The organism is Streptomyces sp. NPDC096013 (assembly GCF_044763565.1).
Lineage (GTDB): Bacteria > Actinomycetota > Actinomycetes > Streptomycetales > Streptomycetaceae > Streptomyces.
Genome location: NZ_JBIWGK010000005.1, coordinates 12,984 through 33,761 on the forward strand (window position 1 = coordinate 12,984; position 20,778 = coordinate 33,761).

The window sequence follows — 20,778 nt, forward strand, 5'->3', positions numbered from 1 at the left end:
CGGAGGACCGGGGCCGACCGTCCCGGGCGAGGGCCTAGGAGCCGCCATGAGCAATGGAGACATATTCCTCGGTGAGGTCATCGGCACCGCGATCCTGATCCTCTTCGGCGCCGGTGTGGTCGCCGCCGTCGTACTCAACTACTCGAAGGCGAAGGACGGCGGCTGGATCGTCATCGCGTTCGGCTGGGGCTTCGGCGTGATGGCCGGGGCGTACACCGCCGCCCCGCTGTCCGGCGGGCAGCTCAACCCGGCGGTCACCATCGGCATCGCCATCGACACCGGGAAGTGGGACAAGGTCCCGCTCTACATCGCGGGCCAGATGGTGGGCGCCATGCTCGGCGCGGTGCTGTGCTGGCTGGTCTACTACGCGCAGTTCCAGGCCAACGCCGAGGAGGAGATGGCGCAGCCCACGCTCGGGATCTTCTCCACCTCGCCCACGATCCGCAACGTGGTGGCGAACCTGATGACGGAGATCATCGCGACGATCGCGCTGGTGCTGCCGATCCTGGCCTTCGGGCTGACCAAGGGACTCGGCACGTCCGGGACAGCGGTGCTGGTGGTCTCCTTCCTGGTGGTCGGCATCGGCCTGTCCCTCGGCGGTCCCACCGGGTACGCCATCAACCCGGCCCGCGACCTGGGCCCGCGCATCGTCCACGCGCTGCTCCCGATCCCTAACAAGGGCACCTCGGACTGGAGCTACGCGTGGATCCCGGTGGTGGGACCGCTGATCGGCGGGGCACTGGCCGGGCTCATCTTCAACGCAGCCTTCTGACAACGGTCTTCGAGGAGCACCCTCCGCAGGACGGGGGCAGCCCTCCGCAGGAGCCGAAGGACACGACAAAGGGGTCGTCATGACGGACAGGTTCGTCGCCGCAATCGACCAGGGCACCACCTCCAGCCGCTGCATCGTCTTCAACCAGGACGGCGCGATCGTCGCCGTCGACCAGCGCGAGCACCGCCAGATCTTCCCCAAGCCGGGCTGGGTGGAGCACGACGCCACCGAGATCTGGTCCAAGGTGCAGGCGGTGGTCGCCGGGGCGATCGCCAAGGCGGGACTGCGCGCCGACCAGCTGAGCGCGCTGGGCATCACCAACCAGCGGGAGACGACGGTCCTTTGGGACCGCGCCACCGGCAAACCCGTGCACAACGCGATCGTGTGGCAGGACACCCGCACCGCGGCCCTGTGCAAGCAGTTGGGCGGCTCGGACGGCCCCGACCGCTTCCGCGAGCAGACCGGGCTGCCGCTCGCCAGCTACTTCTCCGGCCCGAAGGCGGCCTGGCTGCTCGACAACGTGCCGGGCCTCAGGGACCGTGCCGAGCGGGGCGAGATCGCCTTCGGGACGATCGACTCCTGGCTGATCTGGAACCTCACCGGCGGCACCGACGGCGGCCGGCACGTCACCGACGTGACGAACGCCGGGCGCACCATGCTGATGAACCTGGAGACCCTCCAGTGGGACCAGGCCATCCTCGCCGCGATGAACGTGCCCGAGGCGATCCTCCCCGAGATCAAGTCCTCCGCCGAGGTCTACGGCACCGCGGTCGGCCAACTCGCGGGCGTGCCCGTCGCTTCGGCACTGGGCGACCAGCAGGCGGCCGTGTTCGGACAGGCCTGCTACGACGTGGGCAGCGCGAAGAACACCTACGGCACGGGCAGCTTCCTGCTGCTCAACACCGGGAACCGGCCCGTCCCTTCGAAGAACGGGCTCCTGACGACGATGGGCTACAAGATCGGCGGTGAGGCGCCGGTCTACTGCCTGGAGGGCTCGATCGCCATCACGGGCGCGCTCGTCCAGTGGTTCCGCGACCAGCTCGGCATCATCCGCAGCGCCGACGAGATCGAGTCCCTCGCCGCGAGCGTGGACGACAACGGGGGCGCGTACATCGTGCCCGCGTTCTCCGGTCTGTTCGCCCCCTACTGGCGCTCCGACGCGCGCGGCGTCGTCACCGGGCTGACCCGGTACGTCACCAAGGGGCACCTCGCGCGCGCCGTCCTGGAGGCGACGAGCTGGCAGACGCGGGAGGTGGTGGACGCCATGTTCCAGGACTCCGGGGTGCAGATCACCACCCTGAAGGTGGACGGCGGCATGACCAAGAACAACCTCCTGATGCAGCATCAGGCGGACGTCCTCGACGTACCGGTGATCCGGCCCAGGGTGTCCGAGACGACCTGCCTGGGCGCCGCCTACGCGGCAGGGCTCGCCACCGGGGTATGGAACAGCCTGGACGAACTGAAGGCGCACTGGCAGAAGGACGTCGAGTGGACGCCCTCCATGGAGCCGTCGGTACGGGACCGCGAGTACCACAACTGGCGCAAGGCGGTGGAGAAGAGCTTCGGCTGGGAGGAGGACGGCGACAACTAGGCACACGCGCGTGCGTGCCGTTCCGCGAGCTGCGGCCCGTACTCCGGTCGGCGGGGGTACGGGTCGCCCCCGCCTCAACTCGGGACGGTCTGGCGGAGTTTCGCGCCGAACGCCATCGCGTGCTGGACGACCTCGATGAGGACCTCCTTGACCGATGCCCGGTCGCGTGCGTCGCAGAGCATGAGGGGGACGTCCTCGTCGAGGTCGAGCGCCTGGCGTACGGCGTCCACGGGGTAACGGTCCGCGCCTTCGAAGCAGTTGACGCCGACGACGAAGGGTATGGAGCGCCGCTCGAAGTAGTCGAGGGCGGCGAAGCAGTCCTCCAGGCGCCGGGTGTCGGCGAGCACGACGGCACCGAGCGAGCCCTCGGACAGCTCGTCCCACATGAACCAGAACCGCTCCTGCCCCGGCGTACCGAAGAGGTACAGCACCAGGTCCTCCCGCAGGGTGATACGGCCGAAGTCCATGGCCACCGTGGTGGTGTGCTTGCCCTCCACCCCGCTGGTGTCGTCGACCGGGCGCCCGGCCTCGGTGAGCAGTTCCTCCGTGCGCAGCGGCCTGATCTCGCTGACCGCGCCGACGAGGGTCGTCTTGCCGACGCCGAAGCCGCCGGCCACCAGGATCTTGAGCGTGACGGGCTCGACCGGAGGCTTGCCTCGCTCAGAACGCCCGAAGATCATCGATCTGTACTCCTGCTCGATGGGGTAGGGGGGCGGTGGCTCGCACCGCTCACAGGGCCCGGAGGCCGGAGATCACGTCGCGCAGAATACTCTCGTCCACCAGTTCGGCAGGGGGCACGGGACGTGACACATGGACGAGTTCCCCGTCCACGAGATCGCCGATGAGGACCCGTATCACCCCGATGGGCAGGTCGAGTTCGGCGGCGAGTTCGGCGACCGACTGCGGGGCGTCACGGCAGAGGCCGACGATGTCCACGTGCTCCGGGGACAGCGCGTGGTCCGCCTCCGAGCCGTCGTCCTGGGACTCCGCGATGACCACCGCGATGAGGTCGAGGCGGTGCTGGGCCGCACTGGTCGTGCGGCCGCGCGTCATCGCGTACGGCCTGACGACCGGTCCGGCCTCGTCGTCGAACCAGTGGCTGCTTCCCTGACCGTCTCCGCTCATGTCATTCAACTACCCACCCAGGGGCAGGTCGGTGCGCGGAGCCGCCCCCAGATGCACACCGACCCGCTTCACGAGCAGGGTCATCTCGTAGGCGACCTGTCCGACGTCCGAGTCGGCGTCCGCGAGGACGGCGAGGCAGCTGCCGTCGCCGGCGGCCGTGACGAACAGGAAGGCCTCGTCGAGTTCGACGACCGTCTGCCGCACGCTGCCCGCCTCGAAGTGGCGGCCGACGCCCTTGGCGAGGCTGTGGAAGCCGGAGGCCACGGCGGCCAGGTGTTCGCTGTCCTCGCGGGTCAGATCCTGGGACACGCCGGTGGCCAGGCCGTCGCCGGAGAGAACGATGGCCTTGCGGATGCTGGCGACACGCTCGACGAGGTCGTCGAGGAGCCAGTTCAGGCCACGCTGGTCGGTGCTGTGGCCGGTCGCCTTCGGTGCGGTCATCGACCGTCCCCCTTCGTTCCTTGTGCTGTGCCGCCTTGGGCGTCGTCGCCCGCGGCGTTCTCCTCACGGCCGCGCTGCCAGCCGCGCTGGAGCGAGGCCATACGGCTGCGCACCTCGTCGGCGTCGCGCTCGGCGACCTCGGCCGGGCTCGCGGCGCGCCGCTCGGGGTCCTGTTTCAGCTGCGGGGCCAGATTGGCCTGACGTACACGCCGGGGCAACGCTCCCGTGTCGGGGCCGGTCCGGCCCGGCGGGACCTCGGAGTCCGGCGCGCTCGACGCGATCTCGGCACGCCGGGTGCGCCGGGGCAGCGAGGGCGGCTCGGGCGGCTCACCGAGGCCGCGTCCCGGGGAAGCGGGTGGCTGTGCGGCTTCGGCACGCCCCCCGGGGACGTCGGTACGGCGCCGTAGCGGCGTGTCACCGCGCCGCCGGGCCGGGAGCGGTGCGGGGCCGTCCGGCTCCGGTCCGCCCAGGGTCGGGGCCGTGGAGGGACCGCCGAGATCGGCCTCTCCGGGGTCCCCCGTTTCATGCCGGGAGCGCTGCTCGACGACCGGGCGTCCATGGGAGCTGACCAGCTTGGGCGTACGACGCCTGGGCAGCGGAAGCGGCTCGCCGCGGCGGCCGTCCGTGTCGGCCTCGGGGAGCTGCTGATGCTGTTCCACGGGGCGCACGGGAGCGAGGTCGTCGCGGTGGGTGGAGGCGCGGCGGGGGCGGAAGATCCCGCCGCGCTCGCCGTCTTCGTCGTCGAGGGTGTTCGGGAAGCCTTCGAGGGCGTCGAGGTCGACGGGGGCCTCGAGTTCGACCGGACCGTCCAGGAGGGCGGGCGGCAGGCCGGGGAGCTTCACGGGCAGCTGGGAGAGCGCGGAGCGGTGGCTCTCCTCCAGCTCGGCCTCCTTGGTCGGCCGGGGCCGGTCGAGGCGGAAGCCGACGCCGTTGGTGTCCGGGATCTCGTCGCTCAGCAGGGCGTCGGGGATGAAGACGACGGCGGTGGTGCCCCCGTAGGGCGACGGCTGGAGCGAGACGCGGACGTTCTGCCGCTGGGCGAGCCGGCTGACCACGAAGAGGCCGAGGCGGTCGGTGTCGGAGAGTTCGAACTCCGGGGTCTCGGCGAGCCGGAGATTGGCGTCCAGGAGTGCTTCGGCCGCCATGCCGAGGCCCCGGTCGTGGATCTCCAGGGTGAAGCCGTTGGCGACCCGCTCCCCCACGACCTGGACGGCGGTGTGCGGCGGGGAGAACACCGTGGCGTTCTCCAGGAGTTCGGCCACCAGGTGGGTGAGGTCCGCGACGGCGGGGCCGGTGACGGCGATGCGCGGCAGCCTGCGGACCTCGATGCGTTCGTAGTCCTCGACCTCGGCGACGGCCGCGCGGACGATGTCCATGAGCTGGACCGGCTTGCGCCACTGCCGGGACGGGGCGGCCCCGGAGAGGATCACCAGGCCCTCGGCGTGGCGGCGCATACGGGTCGTCAGGTGGTCGAGGCGGAACAGGTCGGCGAGTTCGTCGGTGTCCTCGGTCCTGCGCTCCATGGTGTCGAGCAGGGTGAGCTGCTTGTGCAGCAGGACCTGGCTGCGACGGGCGAGGTTGACGAAGACCTCGGAGACACCGGAGCGCAACTCGGCCTGCTTGACGGCGGCTTCGACGGCCGCGCGCTGGAGGGTGTTCAGGGCCTGGCCGACGTCGCCGATCTCGTTCCGGTCGTACTCCAGGCGCGGGACCTCGGTCTCCACGTCGACCACCTCGCCCACGGACAGGCGGCGCATCACGCTGGGCAGCCGGACGCCGGACGCCTCGTGGGCGTCCAGGCGCAGTTGACGCAGGTCGCGGATGAGGCCGCGGCCGATGCGGACGGACAGGAAGAGCGAGAACAGAAGGGCGATGAGGCCCAGGACACCGGCGACGGCCGCCTTGAGGATGACGCTCATCGCGACGGGACGGACGCGGTCCTGGTAGCGGTCGTTGGCCTGGTCGTCGAGGGTTCCGAGCTTGTCCAGCACGGCGCCGGCCGCGGTGTTCCAGGTCTGCGCGGTGACGTTGCGGGGCGATCCCGACTCCGAGGAGGCGGCGGCCTGTTCGGCCACGCGCAGGGGGGCGCTGGCCGCGTTCTTCCAGAAGCGTTCGAAGTGCTCGCGCTCCGAGGCGGGCAGCAGCGGCAGGTTGACGTCGTACAGCAGGGTGCGCTGCGCGACGAGGTCGGAGATGTCGCGGGTCTCGTCCCGGGTGAGCTTGCCGACGATCAGGGAGGAGCCGAGGAGGGCGTCCTCACGGGAGAGGAACTCGCGGGCCCGGGCGAGGTTGACGAGGGCGCGGTACTCCTTGTCCATCTCCACGTTGTCGACGACGTGGAGGTTGGTCAGCAGGACGTAGCACGGGTCGACGAGGTGGTTGTAGAGACCGAGGGCCTGGGCCCGGTTGACGGTGCCGTCGTCGACGCTGCGGCGCAGGGACTGGAGTCCGTCGAAGGCGTCGAGGACCGCGGAGACCCGGCTGTCGGTGGCCTGGCCCATCGCGTTGCGGACGTCCGGGTTCTGGGCGTTCTTGCGGATCTTGGCGACGGCCTCGTCGGTCGCGGCGCGGCTGCGCCGGAGGTCGGTGAGGCCGTCGGCGGCGCGGGGGTCGGCGAGGTAGACGAGCGACTGACGGCGTTCGCGCTGGATGACGCGGACGGTGTCCTCGGTGGGATAGCCGATCTTCTCGACCACCGACGACACGTTGAACAGGTCTCCGGCCGCCCGGCCGGTGAGGACCGTGGCGAAAGCCCAGATCGCGGTCAGGGACACGAGCGGCACGAGAAGGAGCGCCACGATCTTCCGGCGGATGGACTTCCCGCGAAAGCGCATGGCCTCCCCCAGCTGGACCCCCGCCGGCCGGGGGTACACATGTGCGTCAACAAACGGCGCGAGCCTACTACTGACGCAAAGGTAACTCGAAGAGCTGTCCGGAGCCTGAACACCCGCCGCAGCGGCGAGACATGGGGAGTTGTCAGGTCATTGCGGGAGATTGCCGCCCGGATATCCCCAGGATCGCCACACCCCACCCGATCGGTCCACTTGGCCAGTTGGCCGGAATTTTTCGTCTGTTGGGAATCTTCGTGGCAAGTTGTTCGTCTTTCTCTACGGGACATGGGGAGCGGAACAGGCCACAGGAGCCGCATCCGCAACCGGGCGGCGTAAAGCAGCGCAAGCCGGGCACCCACTGGGGAGCCGAAGTCTTCGGACTCGGGGCGAGTGGGTCACCGGCGGTGGGGAGGACACGTTGATGGGCACGGCGGAGCGGCAAGAGGCGCTTGAGGACGGCGTGGTGACGCGGTCGACGGCGCAGCGGCGCCGTGAGACACCGGATCGCGGCATTCCGGCACAGGGTCACGTGACGACGGGCGGCGAGGCTCCGGAAGGGTCGGGGGAGCCCATGGCGGCGGAGTTCGACGAGCCGCGTCCGGCGCGCGCACGCACGCAACAGCGGGAGTACTACCGGCCGTTGTGGATCGAGGAGCCCGCGCGCAGACGCCGGCTGCCCGACCCGGTGCGCACGGCAGCCGTGCGGGCCGTGATCATCATCGCGGTGACACTGATGCAGGCGACGGTGGCCTTCCTGTGCACGATGGCCGGCTCCTGGCTGGCGTTCCCGATGGTGATCAGCAGCGTGGTCAGCACGGTGGTGGCCACGTGGGGCGCCCTGGACATCTGGGTGACCCGCCAGATGTGGAACCAGCGCAACGGCGTGGTCTCGGAGCCCAGCAGCACGGCGAGGGCCCTCCGCCGCGAGCGGCGTCGGGCCCAGCGTCAGGCGCGGTCCAGCGAGCGTGCCCAGGAGCGGATAGCCCGCAAGGCCGGCTCGGGCCAGCTGTCCCACTCCTGAGCTTCGCCCACGGGGCCTACGGAGCGGTCGGCTGACGTTCGTCACCGGAGCGGTCGGGCGCCGGACGCTTGAACATCCGGGTCGCCGTGATCTCGCTGTGCACCGACTCGCCTTCTCCGGCGGGGGCCTGCTGCGGCAGCCCCGGCCGGAGGTGCTCCTCCACGCTGATGTACTTGAGGCCGGCCCGCAGGTCGGCGTCGTTGCGCAGCCGGATCACCAGCGGGAACTCGGCGAGTGCCGTGGTGTCGAACAGGCCGGTGGTGTACAGGAGTTGGACACCGAGCGCGTCGGACACGGCGCGCTGGAGCTCCAGCAGATAGGTGGCGTTGGCCCGCCCGATGGGGTTGTCGAGGAAGAGCGTGCCGGCGTGCCGGTGCTTGTCCCGGCCGCGGTCGTTCGAGCGCAGCGCGGCCATCGTGCAGTACAGGGCGATGGCGGCGGTGAGCAGCTGACCGCCGGAGAAGACGTCGCCCATCTGCCCGACGGGCACCCGCTCCGCGCGCAGGACGGCGTCCGGCTTGAGGATCTCGACGGCGACACCCTTGGGCTCCAGCGCGGCGCCGACTCCCCGCAGCAGCAGGGACATTCCGTCGCGGCGCATGTCGGAGTTCTTCTTCACCGCGGCCCGGGTCGCCTCGTCGACGACCACACCGAGCCGCTCGGTGAGCGTGGCCTGGTCGGGCTCCTCGAAGCGGATGCGGAGGAACTCCTGCCCGGACCACTCGCCGAGCCCCTCGGGCAGCCGGGACAGCCGCTGCGCGGACCGCAGGGTGGCCAGCGCCGATTCGACGAGCCCGCGGAGCCGGTCCACGATCGAGTCCCGGTTGCGCTCCAGCTGCGCCAACTCGTCGGTGAGGACGCGGAGTCGGGGCGCGAAGGCATCGGCCCACTTCTGCGCGTGCTCGGGCAGCGCGGACGCGGGCAGTTCACGGATCTGCTGGCGCGCGGGGGTCCGTACCTGCTCGTAGCGGGTGGAGTTGGCGTGCCGCACGAGGACATCGCTCGCCTCGCGGACGGCGCTCTCGGCGGCGGACAGGTCGGTGGCGCAGCCGCGCAGTGAGCGGCGGGCCTCGGCGGCGGAGTTCCGAGCCTCCTCCAGGCTGCCCGGGTACGGCTCGGGCTCCTCCTGCTCCTCGTCCGAGGCGTGCTCGCGCAGCAGGTCACGGAGCATCGCGGCGGTCTCGTCGAAGCCGCCTGCCCCGTCCTCGGCGGCGCGGTGGGAGTCGAGGAGTTCGGCGTGCGCCTCGCGGGCCCGGCCCAACGCGTCGGTGCGGGAACCGAGTTCGGCCGTCGCCGTGCGCAGCAGGGCCTGGGCGTGCTCGGCGTCACGCGGGACCAGGTCCTCGGTCAGCTCGGTGTGCGCCTCGCCGTCCTCGGGCGCGTGCCGCTCGGCCTCGCCGCGCAGCCGGCCGAGTTGCTCGCTCGCGGTGGACACCCGGGTCTCCAGCAGCTGGACCAGTTCCTCGGCGCGCGCCGCGGCGGCCTGCCGGGAGGGTCCGTCGGAGCCGTCGGGCGACTCCAACAACTGTGCCGCGCGGGTGCGGACCTTGTTGCTGAGCCGGTCCAGCTCCGCGATCGCCGCGCTCTCGTCGCTCTCCGCCCGCGCCTGCTCGGCCCGCAGATCGGCGCCGACGCCGACCTTCTCGTAGAGCTGCGAAGCGGCCCGATAGGCCTCGCGGAGGGCGGCCAGCGCGGGCTTGGGGGCGTCCGCGTCGTCGTCCGGTACGTCGTCGGGGGCGCCCGCGATCTCGGAGCGCTCGGCGCGCAGCGCACGGGCCGTGCGACGGGCGTCGTCGGCGGCGCGCTGGGCGGCGCGGCGGTCCTCGTCGGCGGCGCGGGCGCGTTCCAGGCAGGACTGGGCGCGGGCCTCCGACTCGCTTGCCTCGTCGGCGAGTTCACGGAGTCTGACCTGCCAGCCGGCGCGTTCCCTGAGCCGGAAGGCGAGTCCGGCGAGGGCGTCGGCGGCGCGGCGGGCCTTCTGGGCGGTCTCCTGCCGCTCGTCGCGCACCTGGGCGGCCTCGGCGGCTGCTTCGTCGGCCTCGGCCCGCAGGGTCCGCGCCTCGGCGAGCTCGGCCTCGGCCTCCTCGGCGAAGGCGCGCGCGTCCTGCGCGGCCCGCGCCAGCTCGACCAGCCGCCCGCTCGGGCACCCGGTGCGCCAGGACGCGAGCCGTGCCGCCAGTTCCCGGTCCTTGCCGAGCCGCGCGGCGAGCGTGCGGATCTCCTCGTCCCGCTGCCCCGCCCGCGCGCGCAGCGCCTGCCGCTCCTCGTCGGCGGCGTGCTCGTCGTGCATGGCCGGGTTCGGCGGTACGAGGAAGACGTCGCCAGGCTGCGCGTCGGGCGCGGGGGTCGGGGCGAGGAGGGCGGCGGCCGTACCGACGGCCACGGCGGACCGGGGCAGCAGGGCCGCTTCGCCGAGGGCCTCACGGGCACGCGCGTGCGTGTCGGGGTCAGTGATGATCACGCCGTCGACCAGCTCGGGCCGGGCTGCCAGCACACGCGCGTGGTCGGTGGGGTCGACGGCCTGGGCGAGGTAACGCCAGCCGGGCAGGGCGGGGATGCCGTGCTCGCCGAGGAACTCGACGGTGGCCAGCACGTCGGGCCCGGGCGGCAGCAGCCCGCCGTCGCCAAGCGCCCCGAGGATCCGGGAGTCGTCGGCGGCGGCGGTGCGCAGGTCGAAGAGGTGCCGCTCGGCTGAAGAGACGCCGTCGTCGAGCAGCTCTCGCAACTCGTCGGCGAAGCGGTCGAGTTCCTCGGGGGTCAGGGGGCCTTCGGCGAGGGGGCGGGCGGCCTTGACGGCGGAACGGCCGCTTCCCGCACCACCCTCGGCCGAGGCACCGGTGCGTGCGTCCGGCGCGCCACCGTCTCCGGCGACGCCATCGCCACCTTGACCGGCACGGCCTACGGCTCCGGCATCGCCCTGCCCGGTCATCGCCCCGTCGGCACCACGAGGTACCGGCACACCACCTCCGACGCCTACGGCGCCGGCACCGGGCAGGCTGAGCAGTTCGGCCAGCCGCTCCTCCCCCGCGAGCCCCTCCGCGAGGCGCCGCTCCGCGTCGTACGTGCGCTCGGCGGCGGTCGCCGCGTCGGACGCGCGGGCCGCCGTCAACTCGGCGCGGGATTCGGCGGAAGCGGCCTCGCGGGCGTGCTCGGAGGCCTTGCGGGATGCCTCGCGCGCGGCGTCCCAGGCGGCCACGGCGGTCTTCTCGGCGTCGCTCGCGGCGAGGGCCGCGCGGGCCGGATCGGCGTCGGGGGCGCTGTCGTCGAGCCAGCCGGCGCGCACCGCTTCGGCGGTCTCCTGCTCGACCTCGGACAGCCGCTGGCGCAGATGCCCGACCTCGCTGCGGGCGCGCTGCGCCTCGGTGGCGGCGGAGGTCGCGTCCCGGTGGGAGGTCTCGCCGACCTCCTGGAGCGCGGCGGAGCGCTCCTCGCCCTCGTTGGCGAGGTTCTCGGCGCTCTCGGCGGCCGAGTGCAGGGCCCGTACGAGGTCGACGGCGGCCTTGGCGCGGGCGGCGAGCGCCGGTGCGGCGTCGCGCTCGGCCTCGCGGATCGCGACGGCCACGCGTGCGGAGCGGTCGGCGGCGGCACGGTGCCGCAGAACGGCCTCGGCGGCCTGCCAGGCGGCGTGCAGGGTGCGGGCGTCGGCCAGTTCGCGCTTCTGCGCGGCGGCGGACTTCTCCATCGTGGCGAGCGCCAACGAGGCGTGCCGGTACGCCAGTTCGGCCGCGATCAGCGCGCTGCGCTCCCGGGCCCCCTCGGCGTGGGTGACGGCGTACGCGGCGGCGGTGACCCGCTGGGCGAGGTCGGCGGCCCGCACCCGCTCCTGCGCGCCCCGCGCGGACAGGCGTCGGGCCAGAGTGCGCGTACGGCGCTCGGCGGCGGTGTGGATGTCACGCGCGCGTGCCCGTGCCTCGGCGGCCTCGACGATCCGGCCGAGGAGGTCCACGGAACCGGCCGTGAAGTCCCGCTCGGCGATCAGTTCGGCCCGCCGCCCCAGCTTGTTGCCGAAGCCGCCGACCAGGTCGGCGAGGCCGTCGGTGTCCCGGGTGTCGGTGACCGCGCGGAGCAGCAGGTCGGTGAAGTCGGAGTCCTTCTTGACCGCGAAGAGGCCGGCGGCCTCGCCCTCGTCGGCGTTCATCTCCCGCTGGTAGCGGAAGAGTTCGGGGTCGAGACCGAGGTCGCCGAGGTGCTCGATCCAGCGGTCGTGGATCTCCTCCCAGTGCACTTCGAGGTGCGGATACGCCTTGCCGGCCTCGGTGAGCGCGTCCCGGAAGCCCTTCATCGTGCGCCTGCGGCCCTGCGCGCCGGACACGCCCTCGACGGACGGCCGTACGGAAGTGGCCTCGGCGACGGGGAGGTTGTCCAGGCTGAGCCCGGGCCCGGGCCGGAACGAGTACCAGGCCTCGGCGAACTTCCGCGGGTCGTTGGAGACTTGGCGTCCCCGCCACTCGCTGACCTTGCCGACGACGACGCACTCGCCGGTCAGTGTGTGCTGCCACTCCAGGGCGACATGGCCGCAGTCGTCCGCGAGGAGGAACTTGCGCAGCACTCCGGAGCTGGCGCCGCCCAGGGTGTTGCGGTGGCCGGGCAGCATCACGGAGAAGATCAGCTTGAGCAGGACGGACTTGCCGCCGCCGTTCTCCAGGAAGAGCACGCCGGCGGGCGCGGGGCGCAGGGGCGGCCCGACGGGCTCGTCCGCGAAGAACTCCGCCTGGGTGGGCGCGGGGTCGGGCACGGGCTTGCCCACGCCTCGCAGGTCAAGCACGGTGTCGGCGTAGCGCGCACCGGCGGGCCCGATGGAGTAGAGGCGGACCCGGGACAGCTCGTACATGGCGGACTCTCGTCGTAAGTCTTCGGCAGGTGGGGGGAGTTGAGGAAGCTCAGGAGTGGAAGGGCAGACCGGCCTCGGCCACCAGCTCCAGATCCTCGGTGTCCTCGGCGGGCATCAGGCTCGCGGTGCCGTCGGTGACCGGGACGACGCCCAGCTCCAACAGCTCGGCCATGGCGGCGCTTCCGGCCATGTCACGGACCTGGAGCTGATAACGCGCGGTCGTGCGATAGGTCCCGCCGTTGTCGTCACCGGTGCGCTGGAGGAATCCGGAGTCGGTGAGGAAGGCGGCGGCCTTGCCGACGATCCCGGTGGTCGAACCGGCCAGTCTCCGGGCGTCCTTGGTGGCTCCGGTGGCGCTGCGTCTGACCCAGATCCGCCAGGCGGCCTCCAGGCCGGGGGCGTCGGTGGCCGGGTCGGTGTTCATGCCCTGCTCGTCCGCCCGTTCCTCCAGCCGCCGACAGGCCTGCCGCACGAAGGCGTCGACCCCGTTGACCGTGACCCGCCCGATGTATCCGTCGTCGGCGAGGTCCTCGGGCCGCGGAAACGCAAGGGCGGCCACGGCGAGATGCGCGAGTCCGTGCAGGAACCGGTCCCCGGAGTCGGCGGCCGTACGACGCGCGTAGTCCCCCATCCGCACGGCGAACACCGAGTCCTCGGCGGCGGTCACGGCCATCCCCGCGCGCGGGGACACCTCCAGCACGACCAGCCCGAGTCCGGCGGCGACGGCGTCGGCGAGCCGGGCGAACGGCGGGTCCTCCCGGTAGCGGCGCAGCAGTTCCGCGTACTCCTGATCCCGCGCGGGCTGCAGTTTGGGCTGCAAACCGAACGCGACGAGCCGAGCGGCGTCGGCGGCGTCGGCGGGCGTGATGACAGCGGTCACCGGCGCGGCGGCTGCGTCCGGCTCGCTCCACTCGACGGACTCACTCACGACGACGACTCCTTGAACTCGGTAACGGGGGTGCGGCCAAGCGCCCCGGAGGGGGCGCGGGGAGGTGACAGGTGCGGCTCCGCCGCGTGGGCGCGACCGGCCACAGGGGACGCGCACCCGGCCATCGGCAGATCCGTCACGCCGCCTCACTCCGCCCGGCCGCCATCCCCACCGTGTCCAGAAGGGCCATCCCGACGATGAGATCGGCCCCACCGAACTCCGGATCGTCCAGCTCCGTCCCGTCATCCACGGCGAACAACAACTTGGGCTCGCCCTGCCGATACGCGGTACCGACGGGCGGACTGGCCGCATGCACAGCCAACAGGGCGACCAGATAAGGAAGTTCGGGATCCCGCCGCCGCGCGTCCGCCAGCAGCCCCGACAGCCGCCGAGGCGCGTCCGCCGGCAGATCGAGCAACTCCATGGCCGCGGCCAGTTGCTCCTCACTGAACCGGCTGTCATCCGGTGTCGCGATGAGATCCGGCTCAGGCATCTCCGCCCCGAGATGCTCCCGCTCCTGGGGCGGCGTCAGCAGAACGTCGACGAGATCCCCCACCCGGACGGACACCGGCGTACGCAGCCCGGTCCCGCGAGCGAAGAACGCGTCCGTGACCCGGATCGCCTGCTCCAGGGGCAACGGCAGCACCGGCGACACGAGATGTCCGTAGAGGTCTATCCCCGATGTGGTCATCGGGGTGGCGAACGCCTGCCGGTCCTGCTCGGCCCGGAACAACGGCCCGGCCTCCAGCAGACGCGACTGAAGCTGGGTGTGCCGCCGGATGCAGTCCTTGACGATGTCGACCAACTCGGCCGCCCGCCGCTTCTGTTCGGCGTCCTCGGACTCGTCACGGGCCTTGCGGATGTTGGTCAGGATCGCGTTCTCATGGCGATACCGATCGGCGACATGGTCGAGGGCCTCGGCGATCATGTCCGGCACGGCGTTGAGCCAGTCCACCGCGCGGACATTGCGCCGCGTGGCGTCCAGCGCGCGCCGGAGCGTCTCCGAGTACTGCACGGTCCGGTACCGGGCCTGCTCCGCGGCGAGCTGCGCGTCGGCGAGCCGGCCCCGGCTGATCAGCACCTCCAGCTTGACCTCGGCGGCGATCTGCGCGCTGGTGACGTCGGTGTCGAGGGCGCCCACCAGGACGTTGACGGCCTCGTCGGTCGTCCGGAGGTAGACGCTGCCGCCGTAGCCGGGGACCTCTTCGATCAGCTTGAAGTCGTAGTCGCGGCGCACATACGTGCCGTCCTGGGCGAACGTGCCGTACACCGTGCGGAAGCCGCGGTCGACGCTGCCGACGTTGATCAGGTTCTCCAGGACCCAGCGGGCCACGCGCTCGTGCTCGGCGACGGGGCGCTGGGGGGCCTGGGCGGCGATGCGCGGGATGAGCCTGGCCACTATCTGGTCGTGGTCCGCGCCGGTGTCGAAGTCCATGTTCAGGGTGACCAGGTCGATGGCGGCGAGGGCCACTTCAGCCATGCCGTAGACCGAGTACTCGCCGGCCAGGTTGGCCTTGCGTACGTCGAGGTCGTGCAGCGGCGCGGTGCATGCGAGCGCGCGCAGCCGCCGCGCCAGTCCCTCGTCGGCGGCCCGGCCCGGGGCGGGGCGCGGCCCCGCGCTGAACTGGGGCGGAACGCTGTCCGTCGATGCAGGCGAAGTCACGGTGCACAGCCTAGGTCCTCGGTCTGACAACGACCCAAACGACGCAGAAGCGACTCCCGCCCCAGCCGCGTGCAAGGGCCCCGCCGAACACCGCACGGCCGTCAGCCAACCCCGTACGGCCGTCAGCCAACACCGAGCCGACGTCAGCCGAATACCGAGCCGTCGTCAGCAGAACACCTGGCCGCCCTCAGCCGCGCACCCGCACCGCCCTCGGCCGCGCACCGCTTCCGTCGCCGGCCACGCACCGCACCATCCCCGGCCGCGCACCGCTTCCGCCATAAGCCACGCACCGCGCCGCCCTCAGTCGAGCGTCTTGCCGTCCTCGCCCACCCTGTTCCGATAGGCCTCGACGACCCGTTCGAGGGAGTCGTCGAGGTAGACCGCGAGCAGCTTCTCGGCCTCGGTGCGGTGGCCCGCCTGGAGGGCCTGGAGGATCAGGCGGTTGCGCTGGAGGTACGGCTCGTGGAGGGCCTTCGGGTCGTCCACGAGGTGGAAGGCGAGCCGGAGTTCGGCGAAGACGCTGCGCATCAGCTCGCCGGTGCGGGCGCTGCCGGCGAGGGCGACGAGTTCCCGGTGGAAGTGGATATTGGCCGTACCCACGCCTTTCCAGTCATCCTCGACGGACGCCGACTGCCCTTCCGTGACGGCCGAGGCGAGTTGTTCGAGGGCGTAGGGCGGCTCGCCCAGTCCGCGCACGACGGCGCACTCGACGAGGCGGCGAGTGCGGTAGATGTCCTCGACATCCTCGACGCTCAGGACCCGGACGAAGACACCCCGGTTCAACTCGTGGACGAGCAGCCGCTCATGGGTGAGCAGCCGGAACGCCTCGCGGAGTGTGTTGCGCGACACACCGAGCGCCCCGCCGATGCTGTCCTCCGAGAGCCGGGTGCCCGGTGGGAAATAGCCCTCCGCGATACGGCTCCTGAGGATGTCCGAGACGCGCTCCGCGGTGCTCGTACGACCCAGGAGGGCGCGGTCGTCGGCCAGTCCCGCCAGTTGCTCTGCCATGCCCGGAATTCAACCGCAGATACAAGAACGAAACAACATGGGTATTGAGGAATCGTTCAACGATCCTCTACCTTTCTCGACATGGCGCCACCGCTCACCCCGGCGCCACCGCCTCCCGCACGGCACTGCTCAGTCCCAGCACCCTCCGTCCTCCTTCTGCGAGGTGCCCATGAGCACGACCCCTCCACCTCAGGCCCTGAACACCGGAACACAGCCCGCCACGGACGAACCGACCGCCGACGACGGCGCGTTCGCCTGGTTGCGCGCGCTCGGTCCGAACGGCCGCCGCGCCTTCGCCGGCGCGTTCGGCGGCTACGCCCTGGACTCCTACGACTACTTCACGCTGCCGCTGAGCATGGTCGCGCTGGCCGCGTACTTCGGCCTGGACAGCGGCCAGACCGGACTGTTCACCACGGTCACGCTGGTGGTCTCCGCGGTGGGAGGCGCCATGGCGGGCGTCTTCGCCGACCGGGTCGGCCGCGTCAAGGCGCTGATGATCACGGTGATCACCTACGCCGTCTTCACGGTGGCCTGCGGCTTCGCGCCCAACTACGAGACCCTGCTGGTGTTCCGGGCCCTCCAGGGGCTCGGTTTCGGCGGCGAGTGGGCGGTCGGCGCGATCCTGGTCGCCGAGTACGCGAGCGCGAAGCACCGCGGCCGTACGCTCGGCGCGGTCCAGAGCTCCTGGGCGGTGGGCTGGGCGCTGGCGGCGGTCGTCTACACGCTGGTGTTCTCGTTCCTCGGCGACGACCTGGCCTGGCGGGTGATGTTCTGGACCGGCGCGCTGCCCGCGCTGCTGGTCCTCTGGGTGCGGCGCCGGGTGCACGACGCCCCGGAGGCGACGGCCGTTCGCGAACAGAACACCCAGAAGGGGTCGTTCGCGGCGATCTTCAAGCCGGGCACGGCCGAGGCGCCGGGCCTGCTGCGCACGACGGTCTTCGCGGGGCTGCTCTCGACCGGCGTCCAGGGCGGGTACTACACCCTGGCCACCTGGGTGCCGACCTACCTCAAGACGGAGCGCGGCCTGTCGGTCGTCGGCACCGGCGGCTATCTGACGTTCCTGATCTCCGGCGCCTTCCTGGGCTACCTGACCGGCGGCTACCTCACCGACGTGCTCGGCCGGAAACGCAACATCTGGCTCTTCGCCCTGCTCTCGGCGATCTGCATCCTGGCGTACACGCACATCCCCAGCGGCGCCAACACCCTTCTCCTGGTGCTCGGTTTCCCGCTCGGATTCTGCATGTCGGCGATCTTCAGCGGCTTCGGCTCGTACCTGAGCGAGCTGTACCCGACGGCACTGCGCGGCACGGGGCAGGGCTTCACGTACAACACGGGCCGCGCGGTGGGCGCCGTCTTCCCGACCCTGGTGGGCTTCCTGGCCGACAGTTGGGGTGTGGGCGGAGCGCTCGTCTTCGGGGCCATCGGTTACGGCATCGCGGCGCTGGCGCTCCTGGGACTGCCGGAGACGCGCGGAAAGGAACTGGTGTGAACCGCACGGAGGACCGCCCCCTGACCCTCGTCGACGAGCACGCGCACGCGTGGAGCCCGCGTTCCGCCCGGGCCCGCTTCCGGGCCGGGCTGACGGGCCCCACGGCCGGGGTCGCGGCGGGCCACACCCAGGTCAACCTGATCTCGGTGCCCGCCGACTGGGCCTACGACATGCTGCTGTTCTGCCAGCGCAACCCGAAGCCCTGTCCGGTGCTCGACGTCACGGACGCCGGCTCCTGGACGACGGTGCTCGCGGACGGCGCGGACCTGCGCACCGATCTGCCGCGCTACCGGGTGTGGCGGGACGGCGAGTTGACGGACGAGCCGACGGACGTGCGGGCGTACTGGCGCGACGACCTGGTGTCGTTCCTGATCGGTTGCAGCTTCACCTTCGAGTGGTCGCTGAGCGAGGCGGGTGTCCCGATCCGCCACATCGAGCAGGGCCGCAACGTCCCGATGTACGTCACCGGCCGCCCCTGTCGTCCGGCGGGGCGGCTGCACGGCCCGATGGTGGTGTCGATGCGCCCGGTGCCGCCGGAGCACCTGGCGACGGCGATCCGGGAGACCGCGCTGCTCCCGGCGGTGCACGGCAGCCCCGTACACTGCGGCGATCCCTCAGGGCTCGGCATCGCGGACCTCGGCCGTCCGGACTTCGGCAATCCGGTGGAGGCAGCGCCGGACGACATTCCGGTGTTCTGGGCCTGCGGAGTGACCCCGCAGGCCGCGGTGATGGCCTCCCGCCCGCCGTTCGCGATCACGCACGCGCCGGGCCAGATGTTCGTCACCGACGCCCGCGACGAGCAGTACCGCGTCGCCTGACCAGGAGAGATGATGATCGATCTGAACGCCGACCTCGGCGAGGGCTTCGGCCGCTGGCACCTCACCGACGACGAACAGCTGTTGTCCGTCGTCACCAGTGCCAACGTGGCCTGCGGCTTCCACGCCGGTGACCCGGTCACCATGCGGCGGGTGTGCGAGCTGGCGGCCGAGCGCGGGGTACGGGTCGGCGCGCAGGTGTCCTACCGGGACCTCGCGGGGTTCGGGCGGCGCGCGATGGACGTGCCGTCCGCCGAGCTGGCGGCCGAAGTGGCGTACCAGATCGGTGCCTTGGAGGTGTTCGCCCGGGCGGCGGGCACGCGCGTGTCGTACGTCAAGCCGCACGGGGCGCTCTACAACCGGGTGGTGCGCGACCCGGAGCAGGCCGCCGCGGTGATCGAGGGCGTGCTCCTGGCGGACGCTTCGCTGCCCGTGCTCGGGCTGCCCGGCTCGGTCGTGCTCGACCTGGCCGCGAAGGCCGGGCTGCCGGCCGTCACGGAGGCGTTCGCGGACCGCGCGTACACCGACGAGGGCACGCTCGTGCCGCGTGGCAGGGACGGCGCGGTGGTCACCGACCCCGAGGCCGTGGTGGAGCGTTCGCTGAGCCTGGCCCGCTCCGGGGCGGTCGACGCTCTCTCCGGGGCCCGTATCGAGGTGAAGGCCCGCTCCTTGTGCCTGCACGGGGACACGCCCGGCGCGGTCGATCTGGCCCGCAGGGTCCGCGCGCGGCTGCTGGAGTCGGGTGTCCGGGTGGAGGCCTTCGCATGAGGGCCCTGCTCGTCGGGGACGACGCCCTGCTCATCGAGGTCGCCTCCGGGGAGGAGGCCCAGGCCGTCCACGCGGAGCTGCTGCGCCGGCGCGCGGAGGGCCTGCTCAGCGTCCGCGAGATCGTCCCGGCCGCCCGCACGGTCCTCCTCGACGGCCTCACCGACCCGGCCCGCCTGGCCTCCGAACTCACCACCGCGGACGTACCACCCGCTCCCCCACGCGCGCGTGAGGTCATCGAACTCCCGGTGCGCTACGACGGCCCGGATCTCGCCGACGTCGCCGCCCTGTGGGGCGTGCCCGAGCGGGAGGTGGCCCGCATCCACGCGGCCACCGAGTTCCGCGTCGCCTTCTGCGGCTTCGCCCCCGGCTTCGGCTACCTCACCGGCCTCCCGGCCCGCTACGACGTCCCGCGCCGGGCCACTCCGCGCACGGCCGTGCACGCCGGTGCGGTGGGCCTGGCGGGCCCGTACACCGGCGTGTATCCCCGTGCGTCGCCCGGCGGTTGGCAGTTGATCGGCACCACGGACGCCGTCCTGTGGGACACCGCCCGCGAGCCGGCCGCGCTGCTGTCGCCGGGCACGCGCGTGCGCTTCGTCCCGGTAGCGGACGCATGACAGATGTAGCGGTCGCCGTCGTCCGGGCCGGCGCCCTGACCACGGTGCAGGATCTGGGACGGCCCGGACACGCGCACCTGGGGGTGCCGCGTTCCGGGGCGCTCGACGGGCCGGCGGCGGCGCTCGTCAACCGGCTGGTCGGCAACCCGCCCGGAGCGGCCGTCCTGGAGACGACCCTCAACGGCTGTGCCGTACGGCCTCGTTCAGCGATCCTCGTGGCGGTCGGCGGCGCCCCCTGCCCGGTCACGGTGGACGGACGGCCCGCCGCCTGGGGCGCCCCCGTGCGCGTCCCCGCCGGAGCACTGCTCGACATCGGAACGGCCGTCTCCGGAGTGCGGTCCTACGTCGCCTTCGCGGGCGGTGTCGGGGTCGAGCCGGTGCTCGGCAGCCGCTCCACGGACCTGTTGTCCGGGCTCGGTCCGGCGCCGCTCACGAACGGCGCCATACTGCCGTTGGGTTCCCCGACGAGCCGCCACGCGTGCGTGGACGTCGCCCCGCAGCCCGGCGCTCCGGCCGAACTCGTCCTGCGGGTGACGCTCGGTCCCCGCGACGACTGGTTCACACCGGAAGCCGTACGCGCGTTCACGTCCCGGGTGTACCGGGTGTCCTCGGCGAGCAACCGCATCGGGCTGCGCACCGAGGGGCCCGCCCTGGAGCGGGCCCTGACCGGTGAACTCCCCAGCGAGGGCATGGTCCTCGGAGCGGTGCAGGTCCCCCCGGACGGCCGCCCGGTGGTGTTCCTCGCCGACCATCCGACCACCGGCGGGTACCCGGTGATCGCCGTCGTCCGCCCTGCGGACCTCCCTGCCGCCGCGCAGGCGGTACCCGGCACCCCGGTCCGTTTCGTGGCCGTACGGCGCCGCTGAAGGCCTTTAGCCGCT

At 72.2% G+C, this 20,778-nt stretch carries 16 protein-coding genes; 8 read left to right on the top strand and 8 right to left on the bottom strand.

Annotation, left to right across the window (positions count from 1 at the left end; genetic code table 11):
* Nucleotides 1-46 precede the first annotated feature (46 nt).
* Together ACIRB1_RS18130 and glpK are read left to right on the top strand one after the other, a co-directional pair.
* A complete protein-coding gene (locus ACIRB1_RS18130) occupies nucleotides 47-772 on the top strand; it encodes an MIP/aquaporin family protein (RefSeq protein WP_403466237.1) in 726 nt (241 codons plus the stop codon).
* Between the two features lie 79 nt (nucleotides 773-851).
* A complete protein-coding gene (gene glpK, locus ACIRB1_RS18135; protein ID WP_403466238.1) occupies nucleotides 852-2,363 on the top strand; it encodes a glycerol kinase GlpK in 1,512 nt (503 codons plus the stop codon).
* Nucleotides 2,364-2,437: 74 nt separating this feature from the next.
* Here the strand turns inward: glpK and ACIRB1_RS18140 are convergent, their stop codons facing one another.
* From ACIRB1_RS18140 to ACIRB1_RS18155, 4 genes are read right to left on the bottom strand one after another with little or no spacing between them, the layout of a single operon-like run.
* Complete coding sequence (locus ACIRB1_RS18140) at nucleotides 2,438-3,043, bottom strand: ATP/GTP-binding protein (RefSeq protein WP_352180510.1); 606 nt, start codon at nucleotides 3,041-3,043, stop codon at nucleotides 2,438-2,440.
* A gap of 49 nt (nucleotides 3,044-3,092) precedes the next feature.
* The gene (locus ACIRB1_RS18145; protein WP_352180509.1) at nucleotides 3,093-3,488 is read right to left on the bottom strand and encodes a DUF742 domain-containing protein; all 396 of its coding nucleotides are present in this window, start codon (nucleotides 3,486-3,488) and stop codon (nucleotides 3,093-3,095) included.
* Nucleotides 3,489-3,497: 9 nt separating this feature from the next.
* On the bottom strand, nucleotides 3,498-3,929 hold the full coding sequence (locus ACIRB1_RS18150) for a roadblock/LC7 domain-containing protein (protein ID WP_266766856.1): 432 nt from the start codon (nucleotides 3,927-3,929) through the stop codon (nucleotides 3,498-3,500).
* Nucleotides 3,926-6,763 (bottom strand): nitrate- and nitrite sensing domain-containing protein, encoded by a 2,838-nt coding sequence (locus ACIRB1_RS18155; protein ID WP_352180508.1) that lies wholly within the window; start codon nucleotides 6,761-6,763, stop codon nucleotides 3,926-3,928. The genes ACIRB1_RS18150 and ACIRB1_RS18155 overlap by 4 nt, the downstream gene beginning before the upstream one ends.
* A 418-nt stretch (nucleotides 6,764-7,181) precedes the next feature.
* Here ACIRB1_RS18155 and ACIRB1_RS18160 point away from each other — a divergent pair, with 418 nt between their 5' ends.
* Complete coding sequence (locus ACIRB1_RS18160) at nucleotides 7,182-7,781, top strand: hypothetical protein (protein WP_352180507.1); 600 nt, start codon at nucleotides 7,182-7,184, stop codon at nucleotides 7,779-7,781.
* Between the two features lie 16 nt (nucleotides 7,782-7,797).
* On the opposite strand, the gene ACIRB1_RS18165 is transcribed toward ACIRB1_RS18160, so the two are convergent.
* The 4 genes from ACIRB1_RS18165 to ACIRB1_RS18180 form a co-directional block, all read right to left on the bottom strand.
* Nucleotides 7,798-12,612, bottom strand: coding sequence for a hypothetical protein (locus ACIRB1_RS18165; protein WP_403466239.1), 4,815 nt, complete (start codon nucleotides 12,610-12,612; stop codon nucleotides 7,798-7,800).
* Between the two features lie 49 nt (nucleotides 12,613-12,661).
* Nucleotides 12,662-13,540, bottom strand: coding sequence for a hypothetical protein (locus ACIRB1_RS18170; protein WP_352180505.1), 879 nt, complete (start codon nucleotides 13,538-13,540; stop codon nucleotides 12,662-12,664).
* Nucleotides 13,541-13,676: 136 nt separating this feature from the next.
* Complete coding sequence (locus ACIRB1_RS18175; RefSeq protein ID WP_403466240.1) at nucleotides 13,677-15,203, bottom strand: hypothetical protein; 1,527 nt, start codon at nucleotides 15,201-15,203, stop codon at nucleotides 13,677-13,679.
* Between the two features lie 300 nt (nucleotides 15,204-15,503).
* Nucleotides 15,504-16,211 (bottom strand): GntR family transcriptional regulator, encoded by a 708-nt coding sequence (locus ACIRB1_RS18180; protein WP_403466241.1) that lies wholly within the window; start codon nucleotides 16,209-16,211, stop codon nucleotides 15,504-15,506.
* Nucleotides 16,212-16,380: 169 nt separating this feature from the next.
* Here ACIRB1_RS18180 and ACIRB1_RS18185 point away from each other — a divergent pair, with 169 nt between their 5' ends.
* From ACIRB1_RS18185 to ACIRB1_RS18205, 5 genes are read left to right on the top strand one after another with little or no spacing between them, the layout of a single operon-like run.
* Nucleotides 16,381-17,700, top strand: a complete 1,320-nt coding sequence (locus ACIRB1_RS18185; RefSeq protein ID WP_403466242.1) for an MFS transporter — start codon at nucleotides 16,381-16,383, stop codon at nucleotides 17,698-17,700.
* Complete coding sequence (locus tag ACIRB1_RS18190; protein ID WP_403466243.1) at nucleotides 17,697-18,518, top strand: putative hydro-lyase; 822 nt, start codon at nucleotides 17,697-17,699, stop codon at nucleotides 18,516-18,518. The genes ACIRB1_RS18185 and ACIRB1_RS18190 overlap by 4 nt, the downstream gene beginning before the upstream one ends.
* 12 nt (nucleotides 18,519-18,530) lie before the next feature.
* The gene (locus ACIRB1_RS18195; protein WP_403466492.1) at nucleotides 18,531-19,283 is read left to right on the top strand and encodes a LamB/YcsF family protein; all 753 of its coding nucleotides are present in this window, start codon (nucleotides 18,531-18,533) and stop codon (nucleotides 19,281-19,283) included.
* The gene (locus tag ACIRB1_RS18200; RefSeq protein WP_403466244.1) at nucleotides 19,280-19,897 is read left to right on the top strand and encodes an allophanate hydrolase subunit 1; all 618 of its coding nucleotides are present in this window, start codon (nucleotides 19,280-19,282) and stop codon (nucleotides 19,895-19,897) included. Before ACIRB1_RS18195 ends, ACIRB1_RS18200 begins: the two co-directional genes overlap by 4 nt.
* A complete protein-coding gene (locus ACIRB1_RS18205; protein WP_403466245.1) occupies nucleotides 19,894-20,763 on the top strand; it encodes a biotin-dependent carboxyltransferase family protein in 870 nt (289 codons plus the stop codon). Before ACIRB1_RS18200 ends, ACIRB1_RS18205 begins: the two co-directional genes overlap by 4 nt.
* Nucleotides 20,764-20,778 lie beyond the last annotated feature (15 nt).

Excerpts from the sequence above, each read along its gene's own strand:
- ACIRB1_RS18200 (WP_403466244.1), top strand. The coding sequence starts at position 19,280 with ATGAGGGCCCTGCTCGTCGGGGACGACGCCCTGCTCATCGAGGTCGCC.
- ACIRB1_RS18205 (WP_403466245.1), top strand. The coding sequence starts at position 19,894 with ATGACAGATGTAGCGGTCGCCGTCGTCCGGGCCGGCGCCCTGACCACG.
- ACIRB1_RS18150 (WP_266766856.1), bottom strand. The coding sequence starts at position 3,929 with ATGACCGCACCGAAGGCGACCGGCCACAGCACCGACCAGCGTGGCCTG.
- glpK (WP_403466238.1), top strand. The coding sequence starts at position 852 with ATGACGGACAGGTTCGTCGCCGCAATCGACCAGGGCACCACCTCCAGC.
- ACIRB1_RS18180 (WP_403466241.1), bottom strand. The coding sequence starts at position 16,211 with ATGGCAGAGCAACTGGCGGGACTGGCCGACGACCGCGCCCTCCTGGGT.
- ACIRB1_RS18155 (WP_352180508.1), bottom strand. The coding sequence starts at position 6,763 with ATGCGCTTTCGCGGGAAGTCCATCCGCCGGAAGATCGTGGCGCTCCTT.
- ACIRB1_RS18130 (WP_403466237.1), top strand. The coding sequence starts at position 47 with ATGAGCAATGGAGACATATTCCTCGGTGAGGTCATCGGCACCGCGATC.
- ACIRB1_RS18145 (WP_352180509.1), bottom strand. The coding sequence starts at position 3,488 with ATGAGCGGAGACGGTCAGGGAAGCAGCCACTGGTTCGACGACGAGGCC.
- ACIRB1_RS18160 (WP_352180507.1), top strand. The coding sequence starts at position 7,182 with ATGGGCACGGCGGAGCGGCAAGAGGCGCTTGAGGACGGCGTGGTGACG.
- ACIRB1_RS18140 (WP_352180510.1), bottom strand. The coding sequence starts at position 3,043 with ATGATCTTCGGGCGTTCTGAGCGAGGCAAGCCTCCGGTCGAGCCCGTC.
- ACIRB1_RS18185 (WP_403466242.1), top strand. The coding sequence starts at position 16,381 with ATGAGCACGACCCCTCCACCTCAGGCCCTGAACACCGGAACACAGCCC.
- ACIRB1_RS18165 (WP_403466239.1), bottom strand. The coding sequence starts at position 12,612 with ATGTACGAGCTGTCCCGGGTCCGCCTCTACTCCATCGGGCCCGCCGGT.
- ACIRB1_RS18195 (WP_403466492.1), top strand. The coding sequence starts at position 18,531 with ATGATCGATCTGAACGCCGACCTCGGCGAGGGCTTCGGCCGCTGGCAC.